18 protein-coding genes are annotated in these 17,747 nt (G+C 77.3%); 9 read left to right on the forward strand and 9 right to left on the reverse strand.

The features are described from left to right. The first annotated feature begins 151 nt into the window (after positions 1 to 151). Positions 152 to 847, forward strand: coding sequence for a type 1 glutamine amidotransferase domain-containing protein (locus J0910_RS19490; RefSeq protein ID WP_420159975.1), 696 nt, complete (start codon positions 152 to 154; stop codon positions 845 to 847). Between the two features lie 60 nt (positions 848 to 907). On the opposite strand, the gene J0910_RS19495 is transcribed toward J0910_RS19490, so the two are convergent. Further along, complete coding sequence (locus J0910_RS19495; RefSeq protein WP_420159976.1) at positions 908 to 1,462, reverse strand: CGNR zinc finger domain-containing protein; 555 nt, start codon at positions 1,460 to 1,462, stop codon at positions 908 to 910. An 88-nt stretch (positions 1,463 to 1,550) separates the two neighbouring features. Here J0910_RS19495 and J0910_RS19500 point away from each other — a divergent pair, with 88 nt between their 5' ends. The 3 genes from J0910_RS19500 to J0910_RS19510 all read left to right on the forward strand — a co-directional run bounded on the left by J0910_RS19500 (position 1,551) and on the right by J0910_RS19510 (position 7,239). Then, positions 1,551 to 2,345: a class I SAM-dependent methyltransferase gene (locus J0910_RS19500; protein WP_420159977.1), complete on the forward strand. Its 795-nt coding sequence runs from the start codon at positions 1,551 to 1,553 to the stop codon at positions 2,343 to 2,345. A 425-nt stretch (positions 2,346 to 2,770) separates the two neighbouring features. Further along, positions 2,771 to 5,794 carry a helix-turn-helix transcriptional regulator gene (locus J0910_RS19505; protein WP_420159978.1) on the forward strand — a complete coding sequence of 1,008 codons (3,024 nt, stop codon included), beginning with the start codon at positions 2,771 to 2,773 and terminating at the stop codon, positions 5,792 to 5,794. Between the two features lie 605 nt (positions 5,795 to 6,399). Then, positions 6,400 to 7,239 carry an AraC family transcriptional regulator gene (locus J0910_RS19510; RefSeq protein ID WP_420159979.1) on the forward strand — a complete coding sequence of 280 codons (840 nt, stop codon included), beginning with the start codon at positions 6,400 to 6,402 and terminating at the stop codon, positions 7,237 to 7,239. A gap of 31 nt (positions 7,240 to 7,270) precedes the next feature. On the opposite strand, the gene J0910_RS19515 is transcribed toward J0910_RS19510, so the two are convergent. Together J0910_RS19515 and J0910_RS19520 are read right to left on the reverse strand one after the other, a co-directional pair. Continuing rightward, the gene (locus J0910_RS19515) at positions 7,271 to 8,002 is read right to left on the reverse strand and encodes a nuclear transport factor 2 family protein (RefSeq protein WP_420159980.1); all 732 of its coding nucleotides are present in this window, start codon (positions 8,000 to 8,002) and stop codon (positions 7,271 to 7,273) included. A 136-nt stretch (positions 8,003 to 8,138) separates the two neighbouring features. Further along, positions 8,139 to 8,753 (reverse strand): TetR/AcrR family transcriptional regulator, encoded by a 615-nt coding sequence (locus J0910_RS19520; RefSeq protein WP_420159981.1) that lies wholly within the window; start codon positions 8,751 to 8,753, stop codon positions 8,139 to 8,141. Positions 8,754 to 8,863: 110 nt separating this feature from the next. Between J0910_RS19520 and J0910_RS19525 the strand changes: the two genes are divergently transcribed. After that, a complete protein-coding gene (locus J0910_RS19525) occupies positions 8,864 to 9,784 on the forward strand; it encodes a class I SAM-dependent methyltransferase (RefSeq protein WP_420159982.1) in 921 nt (306 codons plus the stop codon). On the opposite strand, the gene J0910_RS19530 is transcribed toward J0910_RS19525, so the two are convergent. Beyond that, positions 9,730 to 10,125, reverse strand: a complete 396-nt coding sequence (locus J0910_RS19530; protein ID WP_420159983.1) for a Fur family transcriptional regulator — start codon at positions 10,123 to 10,125, stop codon at positions 9,730 to 9,732. The two genes, J0910_RS19525 and J0910_RS19530, sit on opposite strands and share 55 nt — an antisense overlap. A gap of 71 nt (positions 10,126 to 10,196) precedes the next feature. After that, complete coding sequence (locus tag J0910_RS19535; RefSeq protein WP_420159984.1) at positions 10,197 to 10,955, reverse strand: class I SAM-dependent methyltransferase; 759 nt, start codon at positions 10,953 to 10,955, stop codon at positions 10,197 to 10,199. Positions 10,956 to 11,228: 273 nt separating this feature from the next. Between J0910_RS19535 and J0910_RS19540 the strand changes: the two genes are divergently transcribed. Next, positions 11,229 to 11,522 carry a hypothetical protein gene (locus J0910_RS19540; RefSeq protein WP_420159985.1) on the forward strand — a complete coding sequence of 98 codons (294 nt, stop codon included), beginning with the start codon at positions 11,229 to 11,231 and terminating at the stop codon, positions 11,520 to 11,522. A gap of 235 nt (positions 11,523 to 11,757) precedes the next feature. Here the strand turns inward: J0910_RS19540 and J0910_RS19545 are convergent, their stop codons facing one another. The 3 genes from J0910_RS19545 to J0910_RS19555 all read right to left on the reverse strand — a co-directional run bounded on the left by J0910_RS19545 (position 11,758) and on the right by J0910_RS19555 (position 13,489). After that, complete coding sequence (locus J0910_RS19545) at positions 11,758 to 12,345, reverse strand: peptidoglycan-binding domain-containing protein (RefSeq protein ID WP_420159986.1); 588 nt, start codon at positions 12,343 to 12,345, stop codon at positions 11,758 to 11,760. Positions 12,346 to 12,521: 176 nt separating this feature from the next. After that, positions 12,522 to 12,848, reverse strand: coding sequence for a DMT family transporter (locus J0910_RS19550; protein WP_420159987.1), 327 nt, complete (start codon positions 12,846 to 12,848; stop codon positions 12,522 to 12,524). Continuing rightward, complete coding sequence (locus J0910_RS19555) at positions 12,842 to 13,489, reverse strand: FMN-dependent NADH-azoreductase (RefSeq protein ID WP_420159988.1); 648 nt, start codon at positions 13,487 to 13,489, stop codon at positions 12,842 to 12,844. Before J0910_RS19555 ends, J0910_RS19550 begins: the two co-directional genes overlap by 7 nt. Before the next feature lie 90 nt (positions 13,490 to 13,579). Between J0910_RS19555 and J0910_RS19560 the strand changes: the two genes are divergently transcribed. Beyond that, positions 13,580 to 14,155 (forward strand): TetR/AcrR family transcriptional regulator, encoded by a 576-nt coding sequence (locus J0910_RS19560; protein WP_420159989.1) that lies wholly within the window; start codon positions 13,580 to 13,582, stop codon positions 14,153 to 14,155. A gap of 242 nt (positions 14,156 to 14,397) precedes the next feature. Next, positions 14,398 to 14,835 carry a hypothetical protein gene (locus J0910_RS19565; RefSeq protein ID WP_420159990.1) on the forward strand — a complete coding sequence of 146 codons (438 nt, stop codon included), beginning with the start codon at positions 14,398 to 14,400 and terminating at the stop codon, positions 14,833 to 14,835. Positions 14,836 to 15,010: 175 nt separating this feature from the next. On the opposite strand, the gene J0910_RS19570 is transcribed toward J0910_RS19565, so the two are convergent. Beyond that, positions 15,011 to 16,603: an MFS transporter gene (locus J0910_RS19570; RefSeq protein ID WP_420159991.1), complete on the reverse strand. Its 1,593-nt coding sequence runs from the start codon at positions 16,601 to 16,603 to the stop codon at positions 15,011 to 15,013. A 129-nt stretch (positions 16,604 to 16,732) separates the two neighbouring features. On the opposite strand from J0910_RS19570, the gene J0910_RS19575 reads away from it, so the two are divergent. Further along, positions 16,733 to 17,104: a MerR family transcriptional regulator gene (locus J0910_RS19575; RefSeq protein WP_420159992.1), complete on the forward strand. Its 372-nt coding sequence runs from the start codon at positions 16,733 to 16,735 to the stop codon at positions 17,102 to 17,104. Positions 17,105 to 17,747 lie beyond the last annotated feature (643 nt).

The following is a 17,747-nucleotide window of genomic DNA, read 5'->3' on the forward strand; positions in this document are numbered from 1 at the left end:
CGGCATCGGTCCGGTCATTGGAGATCCGGCGGCCGGACGGCCTACCGTCGGTGGCACCGCGCCGGCTCCCCGCGCAGGCCGGGGAGGCGGCGCCGGCGGCCTGACCCATCCACGGGGCCCGCACGGGCCCGCAGCATCGGAGTCGCACACCATGTCGAAGATCCTCGCCGTACTGACCGGCGCCGACCACTGGACCCTGGCCGACGGGACACCGCACCCCACGGGTTTCTGGGCCGAGGAGCTGGTCGCCCCCTACCAGGCCTTCACCGGGGCCGGCCACGAGGTGGACATCGCCACTCCGGGCGGGGCCGCCCCTCCGGTGGACCGGGCCAGCCTGGCACCCGAGGCGGCCGGCGGCCGGGAGCGGGCCGGGGAGCTCGCGGCCGCGCTCGACTCGATCGCCGGGCTGCGGGCCCCGCTCCGGCTGGAGGAGGCCGACCCCGCCGACTACGGCGCGGTGTTCTACCCCGGCGGGCACGGGCCGATGGAGGACCTGGCGGCCGACGCCGCCTCCGGCGCCCTGCTCGTCCGCGCCCTGGACTCGGGGCTGCCGCTCGGCGTGGTCTGCCACGGGCCGGCGGCGCTGCTCGCCGCGGTCCGCCCGGACGGCTCCAACGCCTTCGCCGGCTACCGGCTGACCGGGTTCAGCAACGCCGAGGAGGCCCAGGCCGGGCTGGCCGACCGGGCGAAGTGGCTGCTCCAGGACCGCCTCACCGGCGCCGGCGCGGACTTCCGGGAGGGCGAGCCCTGGGCCCCGCACGTGGTGGTCGACCGCAACCTGGTCACCGGGCAGAACCCGGCCTCCTCCGCGCCGCTCGCCGCCGAGCTGCTGAAGCTGCTGGGCTGACCCGCGCCCTCCGCCCCCGGGAGCGGGGAGCGGCGGCCGGTGCGCGCCCGCCGGCCGCCGCTACCCCTCCCGCCTCCGGGCGCGGAACGCCGCCGCCTTGGCCCGGTTCTGGCAGGCGGTGGAGCAGAACCTCCTGGTGCCGTTGCGCGAGGTGTCGGCGAAGACCCGGTCGCACCGGTCGGCCGAGCAGACGCCGAGGCGCTCGAACGCCGCGTTGCCGAGGACCATGGCGAGCGAGGTGGCCATCGCCGCGCCCCAGCCGAGGGCCCAGGGCGCGTCCGGGGCGTGGAAGTGCAGGTGCCAGGGCTCGCCCCCGTGCCGGGAGAGCACCGGCACCGCGCGGGTGTCGGCCATCACCTCGTTGGCGGTGGCGCAGGCCCGGTCCAGGTCGCCGGCGTCCACCGCGGCGAAGACCGCGTACAGCCGGCCGGTGACGGCGCGCAGCTCGGCGGCCTCGGCCTCGTCCGGGAGGCGCTCGGCGTACTGGCTCCCGGCGAGGGCCAGGGCCGCGGCGACCTCCTGCCCGGCCGGCTCTCCGGCGTACTCCCGTCCGCGCCGCTCCCCCGGCGTCAAGAGGTTGACCAGTCGGACGGTCGTCTCCACAACGTCACTCATGTGACTGTCGAACTGCACTTGACCAGTCACCTTTCGGGCCGTAGTTTCATCACTGTCCAAAAGCCTATCGACGGTTATGGAGAGTGGCATGACGGCATCGACCGGTACCGCGGGAATCCCCTCCGACGCGGCCGCGGAATGGGTGGAGCGCTGGGACTCCCAGCAGGAGGGGTACGTCCCGCAGCGGGAGGAGCGGTTCGCCGTGCTGGCCGACGCGGTGGCCGGAGCGCTGGCCGGCGTGGCGGACCCGGTCATCGTCGACCTGGGCTGCGGCCCCGGGTCGCTGACCGCGCGGCTGGCCGAGCGGCTGCCCGGCGCCTCCTTCATCGGCGTGGACGCCGACCCCCTGCTGCTCGGGCTGGCCCGGGCGCACTACGGCCCGGCGGCCGCCTGGGTCCTGGCCGACCTGGCCGACCCGGCCTGGGCCGAGGCCCTGCCGGAGACGATCCACGCGGCGGTCTCCTCCACCGCGCTGCACTGGATGTCCCGGGACTCCCTCGCCGAGCTGTACCGGACCCTCGGGGCGCGCACCGCCCCCGGCGGGATCTTCGCCGACGCCGACCACATGCCGCTCCCCGACGGCCGGCTGAACGGGCTCGCGGACGCGGTCGGCGCCGGGCGCGCCGAGCGGTCCGGCGCCACCGGGCGCGAGGAGTGGGGGCCCTGGTGGGAGGCGGCCCTCGCCGACGAGCGGCTGGCCCCGCTGCGCGCGGCCGCGCGGCCGCTCCCCGAAGCGGGCTCCGCCGGCGCCGCCGAGCACCACCACGGCAGCAACCTGCTCACCGCCGACGAGCACGCCGGGCTCCTCCGCGCGGCGGGCTACCGCTCCGCCGGCACCCTCTGGCAGGCCGGCGACGACCACCTGGTGGTGGCGGTCCGCTGACCGGCGGCCGGGGGCCGGGGCCGACCGCCCCCGCACGGCGGGCGGCCGCCGCGGGCACCGCCGCTCCCCCCGCCGACGCCTTCGGCGCCGTCCGCTCCGGGCGCCGCCGAAGCGGGCGGGCACACGCCACCGCCCGCCGCCGACACGGCCGCCCCGGCGGCGCCGGAGCACGACCGGAGAGCGCCCCTCCGAAGAGGGCACCGCAGGCCCCGGGAGCGCCCGCCGGGCCGCCCCCGCCATGGAGGCGGCGGCGCGGAGAAGCACCGCCGAACGCCCCTCCGCCGAGGGCGGTGCGGGCCCCGGGAGCGCCCGCCGGGCCCGCGCCGCCCCGGCGGCCGGGGGCCGCCTCCGCGCGGTGGCGGCCGGGGCGCGGGCGCCGGGGCCGGGAACCCCTCCCCGGCGGGCGGCGTGCGATCCTGAACGGCGTGCACAGCAACCACATGAGCCCGGTCCTCATCGGCCGCGACGCCGAGCTGGCCGCCCTCGGCGACGCCCTGTCCCGGGCGGACGCCGGGGAGCCGCGGGCCCTCATCGTGGGCGGCGAGGCCGGGGTCGGCAAGACCCGGCTGCTCGAGGAGTTCCTCCGGCGGGCCGCCGCGGACGGGGCCGTCACCGCCCTCGGCGGCTGCGTCGAGTCCGGCGCCGACGCCCTGCCGTACCACCCCGTCTCGACCGCCCTGCGCTCGCTGAGCCGGCGGCTCGGCGCGGAGCTCCGCGCCGCCGTCGACGGCCAGGAGGGCGAGCTCGCCCGGCTGCTGCCCGAACTCGGCGAGATGGACCGGGGCCGCCCCGAGGGCGGCGACCGCGCCCGGCTCTTCGAGCTCACCGCCCGGCTCCTCGAGCGCCTCGCCGCGGACCGGACCCTCGTCCTGGTCCTGGAGGACCTGCACTGGGCCGACCGCTCCACCCGCGAGCTTCTCAGCTACCTGCTGCGCGCCCTCGCCCACGGCCGCCTGCTCCTCATCGCCACCTTCCGCTCCGACGACCTGCACCGCCGCCACCCGCTGCGGCCCGCCCTCGCCGAGTACGAGCGGCTGCGCACCGTCACCCGCCTCGACCTGCCCCGCTTCGACCGCGCCGAGGTCCGCCGCCAGCTCGCCGCCATCGGCGGCGAGGCCCCGCCCGAGCAGGTGGTGGACCGGGTCTTCGAGCGCTCCGAGGGCAACGCGTTCTTCGTCGAGGAGCTGGCGTGCAGCATCCGCGAGGGCTCCCCGGGTGGCATCAGCGACTCCCTGCGCGACCTCCTGCTGGTCCGGGTCGAGGCGCTGCCGGACGAGGTTCGGCCCGTGGTGCGGGCCGCCGCCGCGGGCGGCTCCGAGGTGGAGTTCCGGCTGCTGGCCGCCGTCACGGGCCTCGCCGAGGACGGGCTGATCGAGGCGGTGCGCACCGCCGTCGCGGCCGCCGTCCTGCAGCCCTCCCGCGAGGCCGAGTCCTTCCGCTTCCGGCACGCCCTGATGCGCGAGGCGGTCCTCGGCGACCTGCTGCCCGGCGAGCGGTCCCGGCTCGGCCGCCGCTACGCCGAGGCGCTGGAGGCCGACCCCGCGCTCGTCCGCTCCGAGGAGCGGTCCGGGCGCCTGGCGCACTACTGGTACGGCGCCCGCGACCCCGGCCGGGCGCTGCCCGCCGTGATCGCCGCGGCGGGGGCGGCGCGCGCCCGGCACGCCTTCGCCGAGCAGTACCGCCTGCTGGAACGGGCACTGGAGCTGTGGGACGACGCACCCGAGGAGGTGCGCCGCCGGACGATGCTGCGGGCCGCCGCCGACGGCCTGTGCCCGGTCGCCTCCCCGGAGGCGCCCGGGGACTTCGCGGACCTGCTCGCCGCGGTCACCGTCGCCGCGCGCCTCACCGGCGAGCGGGAGCGGGCGCTCTCCCTCGCCAAGCGGGCGCTGCGCGCGTTGGAGGGCTCCCCTCCCCCGGGCCCGGGGTCCGGCCCGAGCGGGGAGGACGCCCTCCGGGCGGCCTGGTTCTGGACCGAGCGCCACCGGCTGATGCTCGACCTCTCCCGCTCCGACGGCTGGGACGAGATCGCCCGCGCCCAGGAGCTGGTGCGGGACCTGCCGCCGTCCGCCGTGCACGCCGAGGTGCTGACGCAGGCGGCGCACTGGCACCTCGTGCACCGGCCGGGGCCGGCGGCGGTCGGGATCGCGGAGCGGGCGGTGGAGCTCTGCCGGGTGACCGGCGCCGAGGTCACCGGCCTCACCGCGCGGCACCTCCTGGCCTGGCTCACGATCCACGCGGGCGACGTCGAGGCCGGGCTCGAACAGGCCCGCGAGGTGTGCGCCCGGGAGCTGGAGCCGGACAGCGCCAACGTCCTCCTGCGCGGCCACGGCAACCTGGCCGAGGCGCTGCACGGCCTCGGCCGCTACACCGAGGCCGCCGAGACCGCGGAGAAGGGCTCCCGGCTGGCCGAACGGCACGGGCTGCCGGACACCGCCTCGTTCATCGACGGCAACCTCGCCGAGTCCCTGATCCGGCTGGGCCGCTGGGACGACACCCGCGACGTGCTGGAGCGGGCCGAGGGCCGGCGCGGGACGAGCGCCCGCATCCGGGCGCACCTCGCCGAGCAGCGGGCCGAACTCGCGCTGGTCCGCGGCGAGTACGGCGAGGCCCGGCGGTGGCTGAAGGAGTCCTTCGGCTCCACCACCGGCCCCTACCCGGAGCCGCAGCACACCCTGCCCCAGGCCCGGATCGCCATCGCGCTGGCGGCCGCCGAGGGCCTGATCTCCGATGTCCGCTCCCTGCTGGAGGCGGCGGTCGGCGCGGCCGTCGCCCCCGGCCACCACCGCTACGGCTGGCCGCTGCTGTACGAGGCCGCGGCGGCGGAGGCGCGGGCCCGCGGGCTCGCGGCGGCCGAGCCGGGGCGCGGGGCGGCGGTGGAGCGGATCCGCGCGGCGATGGGGGAACTGGCCCGGTTCGCGCCGGTGTGGGACGCGCAGGCCCTGATGACCGAGGCCGAGCTGCTCACCGCCGAGGGCCGGGAGGCCGCCGGCCGCTGGACCGAGGCGGTCGCCGCCGCCGAGCGGCTGGAGGACCCGCTGCCGCCGGCCGTCGCCCGGTCGCGGCTGGCGGAGGCCTTGGTCTCCCAGGGCGGCGCCGGGTCCCGCGAGGCCGCCGCCGAGCCGCTGCGGCGGGCCGAGGCGGCGGCGCGCGAACTGGGCGCGGCGCCGCTCGCGGCGGAGGTCACCGCCCTGGCCCGCCGCGCCCGCATCCCGCTGCGGCAGGGCGGCCCGCCCCCGGATCCGGTGGCCGCGCTGGGGCTGACCGCCCGGGAGCAGGACGTGCTGCGCCTGGTCGCCGCGGGGTGGAGCAACCGGCGGATCGCGGAGGAGCTGTTCATCTCGCCGAAGACGGCCAGCGTGCACGTCTCCAACATCCTGGCCAAGCTGGGGGCCGCGAACCGGGGCGAGGCCGCCGCCATCGCGCACCGGCTTGGGGCGCTCGCCGAGTGACGCCCCGCCGGAACCGGCGGGGCTCACCGGGGATGCTCCCCCCTCATGGGGCGCATCGGGTGCGGCGCGCCTTCGGAGCCCGCCGGGCGGGTCCGGGACGGCCCCCCGGCATGCGGTCCGGGCGGAGGGGTTCGAGGCCGGCTTCCCGCTCTCCCCGGGCGAGGACCCGCCTCGGCCCGCTCGCCGGGGACGCGCTGCGGGAGGCGCGGCTGCGGCCGGCCCGCACCGGTGAGGAGGACATCGGCGACCTGGGCGGTCGGCCGGCCGCCGTGGTCATCCGGGCCGCCCGGACATGCTGCGCAGCCGGGCGTCCCGGCGCGAGGAGCCGCCGGAGGAGCGGCTGCCCGAACCGGTGGCCCTCCGCGACGGGGCCGCCGGCCCCGGGCAGCGGGCGCTGATCGCCGGCGCCGCCGGGCCGCCCCGGGCCAACGGGGCCGCAGGAGCGGTGGACCTGGTGGGCGGGCGGCCGCAGGCGGTGCTCGGCTTCACCGGCCGAGCCCTCCCGGCTCCCCGGTCCGGGCCGGGGCGGGGCGGGGAGCCGGGGGAGGCCCCGGCGCTCCGCCCGCCGGGGCACGCGCCTTCCGGCGGCGATCTAGGGTGGGGGCATGAGCACAGCCGCCCCGGACGTGGCGCGGTGCTGGCGCCACCCGGGGCTCCCCGGGGTCGAGCTGCTCCAGGCGCACTTCGTCCGGCACGCCTTCCCCCGGCACTCCCACGACGCCTACACCCTCGCCGTGATCGACTCCGGGCTGGAGGTGTACGACTACCGGGGCAGCACGCACCGGGTGGGTCCGGACGGGATCGCCCTGGTCGAGCCGGGGGTGGTGCACACGGGGCACTCCGGCGCCCCGGAGGGCTGGCGGTACCGGGTGCTCTACATCGACGAAGAGGTGGTCTCCGCGGCCGCGGCCGACCTGGGCATGGCCGCCGCGCCGGCGTTCGCCTCCTCCTCCGCGCACGACCCCGGCACCGCGGAGTCGCTGCGCGCCGCGCACCGCGCCGCCGAGCGGGGCGACCGGCTCAGCGCCTCCTCGCTCACTCGGCGGGCGCTGCACCTGCTGCTCGCCGGGCACGCCCTCGGGCGGCCCGGGGGCGCGCCGACGCCCGCGCCGCACCGCGCGGTCGACCGCGCCCGGGAGATCCTGCGGGAGCGGCTGGCCGACCCGCCCCCGCTGGAGGAGCTGGCGGCCGCCGTGGAGGCCTCCCCGTTCTCCCTGGTGCGGGCGTTCCAGCGGAGCCTGGGGCTGCCGCCGCACGCCTACCTCAACGACCTGCGGGTCCAGCGCGCCCGCCGGCTGCTCGCCGGCGGCGTGCCGCCCGCCGAGGCCGCGGCCCTGCTGGGCTTCGCCGACCAGGCGCACCTGACCCGGCACTTCAAGCGGAGGACCGGGGTGACACCGGGGGCGTTCCGGCGGGGCGTGCACGGTACGGCCCGGCGCGGCTGAGCGCCCCGCCGGGCCGGTCCTCCCCTCCCTCTCAGTCCGGGGACACCGCGTAGCCGGGGGCGTCCTGCCAGTCGACGAGGACGGCCGGCTCGTCGCCGAGCACCCAGGCGTCGTGCCCCGGCGGGATCCGCACCACCTGGCCGGCCCGGGCGTCGAGCTCGGCGCCGTCGGCCATCCGGATCCGGAGCGCCCCGGACACCACGTAGCCGAAGTGGGGGAACATGCACAGCTCGGTCCCCATGATCGGCTTGACGCAGGTCGACCAGCGCCAGCCCGGCTCGAAGACGGCCCGGTCGAGCTCGCCGCCGCCGACGTGCACGATCTCGATCCGGCCCAGCTCGACCCGGCGCACCTCCTCCGGGTCGGCGAAGTCGGCCGTCTCCGCCTCGGTGATGCCCTCGTCCCAGGCCTGGACGCTGATCTGGCGCGCGATCCGCCCGCCGCTCAGCTCCAGCATGGACATCGAGGTCACCTTGGTCCCGTCCGGGTAGGTGCAGGTCTCCTCGTAGGCGACGTGGTCGCCCTGGACGACGCACCGGTCGAGCCGGTGGGTCATCGGCCGGGAGTACACCTCGCGCAGCATGTCCCCGATGGCCTGCCGCCCGTGCAGGGTCATCGGCGCGCTGGGCGGGGTCCTCCGGTCGATCATCTCCAGATCGGCGTCCTCGGTGAACTGCCCGAGCATCGCGTCGACGTCCCCGTCCTCGATGGCGTGCCGCAGCAGCTCCCCGTCGAAGGGCCGCTGAGCCTCCTGAAGCGCCATCCTGCTCCCCTTCTCTCTCCTTCCGCCCTCGACGTACCGGTCGCCGGGGGCCCGTCTCCCAGATTCCGCCCGCGGCGCGCCGGCGCACCCCAAACTCCGGTCATCTCTTCCCCTGCGGTCGGATGCCCCGCGGCGGCTAGGCGTCCCGGAGGCCGCGCAGCAGGGCGGAGAGGCCGTGGTGGAACTCCTCGTCGGCGGTGATCCTCCGGGCGGCGCGGGCGGTCTCGGCGGTGCGGGGGAACTCCGCTCCGGGCAGCCCGGCCATCTCCGCGGTGCCGGCCCCGTCCAGGGGGCCGAGGTGCTCCAGTTGGAGGGCGCCGAGCAGGTGGGCGACCAGGGCGCGCTGCGCCAGGGCCCGGCGCTCGCCGGTGAAGCCCGCCTCGGTGAGGACCTCCAGCACCGCCTCGATCCAGCGCAGCGACGCCGGGGCGGCGTGCCGGTGCGACAGCAGGAGCGGCACGGCCGCCGGGTGCTCGGCGGCCGCGGCGCGCAGCCGGTCCATGAGCAGCGCCACCCGCTCGGTCCAGTCGCCGCCGGCCGGCGGTGCGGGGTCGACCGCGCCCAGGAGGCGGTCGACGATCCACACCTCCAGCTGCTCGCGCCCCTCCGCGTAGCGGTACAGGGCCATCGCGCTCACGCCGAGCTCGGCGGCGACCGAGCGCATGGACAGCGCGCCGGTCCCGGAGCGCTCCAGCACGGACAGCGCGGCACCGGTGATCGCGTCCCGGTCGAGTGATCGAGGTCGAGGCATCCCTTGACAGTTTACGGCGTACGCCTAAAAATCGGAACCACCGGATACCCCTACCCGGTTCCGGTGTCGCGGAGCGCACCGGCCCCGAGGCGACGACGGAGGAGCCGCTGATGCAGCAGATCGCCAACACCGAGCAGGCCGACATCTGGAACGGCCCGGACGGCGCGCACTGGGCCGAGCACCACGACCGCTACGACGCGATGTCGCAGGGGGCCGACGAGCCCCTGCTCGACGCCGCCGCGGTCACCGGGACCAGCCGCGTGCTGGACATCGGGTGCGGGACCGGGCGCACCACCCGGCGCGCCGCGCTCCGGGCCCGGGACGGCGCCGCCGTCGGCATCGACCTGTCCGGGCCGATGCTGGACAAGGCCCGCTCGCTCGCCCTCCGGGAAGGGGTCGGCAACGCCTCCTTCATCCGGGGCGACGCCCAGGTCCACCCCTTCCCCGCCGCCGGGTTCGACGCCGCGATCAGCCTGGCCGGGGTGATGTTCTTCGCCGACCCGGCGGCCGCGTTCGCCAACATCCGCGCCGCACTCGCCCCCGGGGGCCGGGCGGCCTTCCTCACGCACCGCTCGGCGGGCGCCCGCTTCCAGGCGGTCTACGCGGCGCTGGCCGAGCACATCCCGCCGCCGGAGGATCCGGGGCACGCCCCGGGCGTCACCGCCTTCGCCGACCCCGACCGGGTGCTGGACCTGCTCACCCGGACCGGGTTCGAGCGGGCGGCCGCCGAACCGGTGGAGATGGCCTGCACCCTCGGCGCGACCCCCGAGGAGGCGGCGGACTTCCTCTTCTCCGGCTCGCTGGCGCCGATGGTCCGCCACGCCGACCCGGACGGCCTGCGGCGGGCCCGGTCCTCGGTCCTCCGGGCGCTGCGGGCGTCGGTGCAGGGCGGCGCGGTGCGCATGACCGCGGAGGCCTGGCTGTACACCGCGGTCAACCCCGGGGGCCGGCCCGGCGCGGGCGGCGCCCCGGGGGCTCAGCCCGGCTCCGCCGCGCAGCCGCCGCAGACCCCGGAGAGCTCGAAGGAGTAGCGGAGCGAGCGGTAGCCGCTGGCCGCGCCGACCCGCTCGACCAGGGCGGCGAGCTCGCCCGGTTCGGGCACCTCCTCCACCTGCCCGCAGAGCCGGCAGAGCAGGTGGTGGTGGGCGGCTCCGCCGCACCGCCGGTACAGCAGCTCCCCGTCGGGGGAGTGCACCGTGTCCAGCGCCCCCTCCTCCGCCAGCCGGCGCAGCGCCCGGTAGACCGTGGACAGGCTCGGCCCCCGGGCGCCCCCGGACGGGGCGCCGCCGAGCAGCCCGTGCACCTCCTGCGCGCTGCGGAAGTGCGGCTCGCGGCCGAGCGCCCGCAGAACCGCTCCGTCGTACCTGGCCACCGGCTCTCCTCCCCGCCCTCTCCCGGCCTGACGCCCGGCCGCCCGCCTCCGGGCCGGCCGTGCGCGCGCCGTCACGGCCGGCCGGGCCCTTCCCCGGACCGGTGCAGCAGGAACAGGGCGGCCTCCTCCGGGCCGGTCGGCCGCGCCTCTAGGCCGTACCGGGCCGCCTCGTCTCGCAGGCCGTCCGGGGCGAGGACGTGCCATTCGTACTCGACGTCGACCGAGGAGGCCTCCTCGCCGTCCTCCTCGACCCGGTAGGCCATCCGCCACAGGACGGAGTCCCCGGCCCCGGGGCGCGCCTCGCCCCAGCCCCGGTAGGTGCGCCGGCCCACGGCCGCCTCGCTCATCGGGGTGCGCGGCACGGCGGCGGGAGTGTACGGCGGGGCAAGGTTGACCACGGCGCCGCGCTGCGGTGCGAGCCGCTCGGCCAGCAGCGCCCACAGTTCGGCGCGCCGGTCCGCGGGGAAGTGGCCGAGGACGTTCATCGCCAGCAGCCCGCCGATCCGCTCCGGCAGCCGCGCGGAGAGCAGGTCGGCGCCGGAGACGGTGACCCGCCCCCCGCCCCAGTCCGGGTCGGCGGCGCGGGCGAGCAGCACGGACCGCAGCGCGAGCGAGGGCTCGACCGCGAGCACCTCCGCATCCGGTATCTCGCCGAGGAGCAGGCGGGTGCCGTGCCCGGAGCCGGCCCCGGCGTCGACGACGGGGCCCTCCGGTCCGGCGGCGGCGCGCACCGCGCCGGCCACCGCGGCGGCGTTCGCCCGCCACCAGGGGGCGATCAGGATGTCGATGAACTCGGCCGAGCGCTCGTAGGGGTCGCGGTGTTCGGGCATCGCCCGGTCCTCCAGGAGACGATGAACAGGGGGTGACAATGATTATCATAGTCGAACCTCGGATTCCACCGCCCCCCTCTCCGGGCGGGCCCGCCCGGAGGTCCGGCGGACGCAAACACCGCCCCACGCCCGCCTCCCCTGTTCCCCAATCCTCCGCACAGGGGGCCGCCGGGCACCCCCCGGCGGCCTAGCATTTCTGTTCAGGGCCCCGGAACCGGGCCGCCGGGAGCACCCGGGGCCGCACGGCACCGACCCGCGATGAGGACCGCATCCATGTCCACGCATCACGTCCACGAGGGCCACGACCACGCGCACGGGGAGAACTGCGGCCACGTCGCCGTTCCCCACGGCGACCACACCGACTACGTGCACGACGGCCATGTGCACCGCAACCACGACGGCCACACCGACGAGTGCGACGGGGGTGCGCACACCGCCCACGAGGCCCACGACCACGTGCACGGGGAGAACTGCGGCCATGTCGCCGTTCCCCACGGCGACCACACCGACTACGTGCACGACGGCCACCGCCACGCCCGGCACGGCGACCACTGGGACGAGCACTGACGGGGCGGGGCCGGGCCTCCGCCCGACCGCGGAAGGCCCGCGGAAAGGGGCCCGCGGAGAAGGGCCGCGCCCTCCGCCGACCGGAGTCGCGGCCCCGCGCCCTTCCGCCCGCGCACCGCGCGGGTGCGGGGGCGCTTCACCAGTGACCCGGGCGCCCCTGCGGCGCCCCCTCCCCCGGCGGGGCCGCCGGGGGGGGAGGGGCGGGCGAGGGGTCAGGGCGCCCGCCGCGCCGCGCTCACACCCCGCCGCAGACCATCGCGCGGAGGGTGATCTCGCCGACGATCCCGTCGTCGTCGATGCCGAACTCCCGCTGGACCTCCTCGACCGCGGCCTCGGTCCTGGCACCGTAGCGGCCGTCCACCACCAGGTCCTTGCCGTAGTCGACGGCGAGGGAGTACTGGATCGCGCGGACCGGGTCCCCGCTGTCGTTCGGCAGCCCCCGGCCCCACTCGCCGAACACCGCACCGCGCAGCGCGGTCCAGGTCTCCTGGTTCAGGGTGCCGGTCACGTGCAGGTCGGCGTCCTCCTGGAAGGCGGTGACCGCGTCCTCGGTGTAGGTGGTGAAGTGGTCGCGCGGCTCGCCGGTGAAGTGCCCCAGGTGCCGGAGGAGGTAGCCGGCCACCGCGACGTCGGTGTCGGTGTCGCCGAAGGAGTACTCCGGCCACTCCAGCGCCTCGATCTCGGCGAGCACCTGCGGCGGGGTGTCCGGCCCGTCGGCCAGCGCCGCCGGAGCCCCCGCCGCCCCCGCCGCGAGCGCCAGCGCGCCCGCGGCCAGCACCGCCGCCGCCCGTCCCGCCGCCGTCGCCCCGTCCCGTGTTCCCATGTCCCGTCCTCCCGTCGCTCCCCGCCGCGATCCTCATCGCGCGGACATCAGAGAAGACGCCCGCCCCGGGCATCCCGTTCAACCTCCGCGGGCGAATACAGCGCGCCGGACATACCTTGATCACTCTCCTTTCCGCAGGTGAACCCGGGCGCACGGATGCGCGTCGGCGGCCGCGGTCAGGCGGCCGGCGCGGTGGCGTGCGCCAGGGCGACCCCGCCGGCGATCAGCGCCAGGGCCGCCAGCCGGCCGGCGCCCGCAGGCTCCCCGTGCACCAGGATCCCCACCAGGACCGCGCCCGCGGCGCCGATGCCGGTGAATACGACGTAGGCGGTACCCGCCGGCAGGCCGCGCATGGCCAGCGAGAGCAGGTAGACCGCGCCGGCCATCAGCACCAGGCTGACCAGGGTGGGCAGCGGCCGGGTGAACCCGTCGGTCGGTTTGATGCTCTGCGCCCAGGCGATCTCCACGATCCCGGCCGCGATCAGCAGCAGCCAGTTCACCACGACGCCCCCAGAGCGCGCGCCGCCTCCAGGGCCGCGGCGCGGGAGGCCTCGTGCTCGGCGCGCCGGCCGGCCAGTGCCGGATCCACCGGGGCGTTGGCCATCTCGGTCCCGACGAACACGACGTCGTCGACGGCGAAGTGCCCGGAGAAGAAGTCCCGCAGGTAGCGCTCCTGGTGGTCGAAGGGCTCGCGGGGCGTTCCCGGCCCGTAGGCGCCGCCGCGGGCGTAGGCCACCGCGAACCGCCGCCCGGCCAGCGACATCCTCGGGAAGGTCACCTGGTCGATCCAGGCCTTCAGCGAGGCCGGGACGGAGTAGTTGTACATCGGCGCGGCGATGAGCACGGTGTCCGCGGCGACCAGCTCGGACAGGAGAGGCTCGACCACCGCCCAGGCCTCCTTCTGGGCGGGGGTGCGCACCGCCTCGGGGTAGCGGGCGGTGTCGGTCAGGCCGGCCGCCAGGACGGCGTCGCAGATCTCGGTCCAGGCCTCGCCGATCTGCGGGACGGGGTCGCGGGCCAGGTCGCGGTGGGTGTAGTCGGCTCCGGGGTGGGCCTCGCGCCAGGCCGCGGCGAAGGCGTCGCCGACCTCCCGGCTGAACGAGCGGCGGCGGGCGCTGGCGTCGATGTGCAGAAGCGCGGTCACGGAAGCCTCCGAGTCAAGTGGACACCTTGTCCGCTTCTGACGGTAGAGCAGAACCGGACACATTGTCCACTTGTCCGCTAGGATGCCCCCATGACCGAACGGAGCCGCAGCCGCGGGGAGCGCGCCGACGCCGCGCGCAACCGCGCCAAGGTGCTGGAGGCCGCCGCGGAGCTGTTCGCCGGGAAGGACCCGCGGGCCGTCACCATGGACGAGGTCGCGCGGGCCGCGGGGATCGGCCGGGCCACCCTGTACCGCCGCTACCCCGACATCGCCTCGATCGCCGAGGCCCTGCTCGACGAGCACGAGCGGCGGCTCCAGGAGGAGCTGCTGCGGGGCGGGCCGCCGCTGGGCCCCGGCGCCCCGCCCGGCGAGCGGCTGGCCGCCTTCTACGCGGCCATGGCCGGCCTGCTGGAGCGCCACGCGCACCTGGTGCTCGGCGCCGAGACCGGCCGGGCCCGCTTCGCCGCCGGCGCCTACGGGTTCTGGCGCGCCCACGTGCTGGCGCTGCTGCGCGAGGGCGGCGCGTCCGCACCGGAGGCGCTCGCCGACCCGCTGCTCGCCCCGCTGGCCCCCGACGTCTTCACCCACCAGCGCGAGCAGGGCCTCTCCACCGCGGAGATCGCGTCCGCCCTGGCCCATCTGGCCCGGCGGGTGCTCCCGGAGTGACCCCGGCCGGGCCCGCGCGGAGAGCGCGGCGGACCCCGCCGGGAAACCCCCCGGACAGGTGCCGCCACCGGTGAAAACGGGAATGACAGGGAGAGAACGACCTCCTCGCCGCCCGCACGGCCCTCTCCCGGCGGCGGGACCGCCGGCGCCGGCCCGGACGCCGGCGGGGCGCGGACCGCGGGGAAGCCGTCGCCCAACGGCGTCCGCGCCCCGCGGACGCGCTGACCGGGGAGGCGGATGCCATGTCCACGATCGCCCACCACGCCCGCTCCCACGCGGTGACGCACGCCTGGCGCGGCGTGCTGGCCGGCCTCGCCGGAGGCGTCGTCTTCGGCGCACTGATGGCGATGACCGGAATGCTGCCCATGGTGGGCATGCTGATCGGCACCGAGAACGCGGTGGCCGGCGGCGTGGTCCACCTGATCATCTCGGCCGGTGTCGGCCTGCTCTTCGGCCTTCTTGCCGGGGCCTTCGCCGACCACCCCTGGACGGTGCTGGGCGCCGGTGCCGTCTACGGACTGGCCTGGTGGGTCGTCGGCGGCCTGCTGGCGATGCCCGCGATGCTCGGCATGCCGGTGCTGCAGATGGACCAGGCCGCGATGATGAGCCTCATCGGCCACCTCCTCTACGGCCTGGTGGCCGCGGCGGCGCTGTACGCGCTGAGCCGCCGGGAGGTGTAGCGGAACGGCACCCGCGGCCCCGCCCTCCGGGAGGTCGGGGCCGCTTCCCTGCCGCGCCGCCGCGCCGAGGGGCCGCCCCCTGCGGGACGGCCCCCGCGGCCGCGGCCCCGCTCCGGCCGGGGAAGCCCCGGCGGCCGTGCGCCCGGGCCTTTCCCGGCTCCCCCGGCCCGCCGCGCTACCGCTCGGCCGGCGCCTCCCGCCGCTCCCCCTCCTCCTCCGGGGCGCCGGTGTCCTGCTCCTCCCGCGCCGCGCCGGTCGGCGGCACACCGCGGAGGAAGGCCAGGGCCAGGGCGGCGGCCAGGACCAGCAGCACCGCTCCGATGGCGGCGGCCGCCTGCAGCCCGTCGGCGAAGGAGGAGCGGACCGCGCCGAGCAGGGCGGTACCGGCCTCCCCGGGCAGCCCCCGGGCGGCCTCGACCCCGGCGCCGACGGTCTCCCCGGCCGCCGCCAGGTCTCCGGCGGCCGCCCCCTCCGGCGCGGAGGCCGACAGGCTCGCCTGGTAGACCCCCATCGCGGCGGCGCCCAGGAAGGCCATCCCGGCGGCCAGGCCGAACTCGCCGCCGCTCTCGGCGACGCTGGAGGCCGTCCCGGCCCGCCGGGCCGGCGCCGAGCCGACGATCAGGTCGGTGGTCAGCGCCAGGGTCGGCGTCACCCCCGTGTAGAGCACGGTGAACCCGGCGAGGGTCCAGGCGAGGTCGGCCTGGGGGGCGGTGGCGGCGATGACGGCCGCGCCGACCGAGGCCGAGCCCAGCCCGGCGGCCACCACCGCGGCCGGTCGGACCCGCCGCACCAGCCTGGGCGCGCCGAGGGTGGCGATGATGCCCAGGACGATCGAGGGCACCGTCCACAACCCGGCCTCCAGCGGCGACAGGACCAGCACCGACTGCAGGTACTGGACGACCAGCAGCTGGCTTCCGGCCATCGCCACGACCGCGAGGAACTGGGCGCCGAGCCCGGCGCTGAACGCGGGCAGCCGGAACAGCCGCAGGTCCATCAGCGGGTCGGACATGCGCAGCTGGCGCCGGACGAACAGGGCGCCGAGCGCCAGGCCGGCCGCGACCCAGGCCGCGGCCTCGAATACCGGCCCGGAGGAGGCGAGGGACTTGATCCCGTAGACCAGCGGGAGGACCGCGGCGACCAGCAGCGCCGCGCCGGCGACGTCCAACCGGCCGGTCGGCCGCTCGGTGTGCTCGGGCAGCAGGAACGGGCCGACGGCGAGCAGCAGCGCCATCACCGGGACGCCGATCAGGAAGATCGACCCCCACCAGAAGAACTCCAGCATCACCCCGCCGACCAGCGGCCCGATCGCCTCGCCGGCGGTGAAGCAGGTCATCCAGACCGCGATCGCGAAAGTGCGCTGGGCGGGGTCGCGGAACAGGTCGGCCAGGAGCGCCAGCGTGGAGGGCATCAGGGTGGCCCCGGCGACGCCCAGCAGCGCGCGGGCCGCGATCAGCGTCTCCGCGGTCGGGGCGAAGGCCGCGGCCGTGGAGGCGGCCGCGAAGGCCGCGGAGCCGATCAGCAGCAGCCGGCGGCGGCCGATCCGGTCCCCCAGGCCGCCCATCACCAGCAGGAAGCCCGCCACCATGAAGCCGTAGACATCGAGGATCCACAGCAGCTGCGGCCCGGTCGGGTCCAGGTCCGCGCTGAGGCTCGGTGCCGCCAGGTGGAGGGCGGTCAGGTCCATGGACAGGACCACGGTGGGCAGGGCCAGCACCCCCAGCCCGATCCATTCGCGCCGCCCCGCGCGCTCGGGTGCCGTCTTCCGCACGTCGCTCTCCTCCCGGTTCGCCTGCTCAACGGTGGGCACCGGACCGGCGGGCAGGCGCCCCGCGGACCGGCGGCGCCCAAGTTAGACTCTGACATCGACGTGAGAGTCAACCCGGAGGGACGGCCCTGGATGCGCATCGGCGAACTCTCCCGGCGGACCGGCGCCAGCATCCGCTCGCTCCGCTACTACGAGGAGCAGGGCCTGCTGCGCCCGCTGCGCCGCCCCAGCGGCTACCGCGAATACGCGGAGAGCGACACCGCGGTGGTGGCGCGCATCCGCACCCTGATCGCGGCCGGCCTGAACACCGCCCTGATCGCCCAGGTCCTGCACTGCTTCGAGGGCGACTCCGACACCCCCGTCCCCACCTGCGCCGAAATGGTCGAGGAGCTCTCCGCCGCCCGCACCGCCATGGCCTCGCACATCTCCGCCCTGGAGGCCTCCTGCTCCCTCCTCGACGCCATCATCGAAGCCGCTCCGGAGAAGTCCCCCGCCCCGTCCTGACCCCCCGGACCGCGGAGCCCCTTCCTCGGGACCGCCCTGCCTCCCCTGGAGGTCCCGGGCGGCGGCTCAGCCCCCGCCCCCAAGGGGTCGACCGGGACCGCCTCCACGCAGCGGCCCCGGGAGTCGAGGATGCGGCCGTAGATCTTGTGGTTGCGCAGGATGACGCGGCGGTCGCGGACCTCGGCGGCACCCCCGATGACATCTACCGGCGAGTAGTAAGCCCTGAACCCCCACCACCCCCACCGTGGTCACTCAGAGTGGCGAAAGCGGGGCCTCCCGGGGGAACGAATGCGACATCTCGCCCCTCCCGGCCCCTCCCCGGGGTTCCGGCCCCGCCTTTCCGGCCTTCCCGGCGGCACGGATCCCCGGCCACCGCCCCGATCGGGGCCGTTCGGGCCCCGGGAGGCCCGTTCCGGCCCGGGATGCGCGCCCAGGAATCACCGGGGTGCTCTCGCGGTGCGCAGACCGCCCCCCACCACCATCACCGTCCGTGTTCACCCAGGTCAGAGAGGTGCCGGTGATCACCGAGCGACCCGCCCCACCGCCGGGGCGACGCGGGCGCGGCGACCCCGCCCCTTCACCCGCCCCCGCCCTCGCCGCCCGCCTGAACCCCCTCCCCGCGAGACGCCGCACCCGACCGACC

It is taken from the genome of Nocardiopsis oceanisediminis, from assembly GCF_048595525.1.
GTDB lineage: Bacteria > Actinomycetota > Actinomycetes > Streptosporangiales > Streptosporangiaceae > Nocardiopsis_A > Nocardiopsis_A oceanisediminis.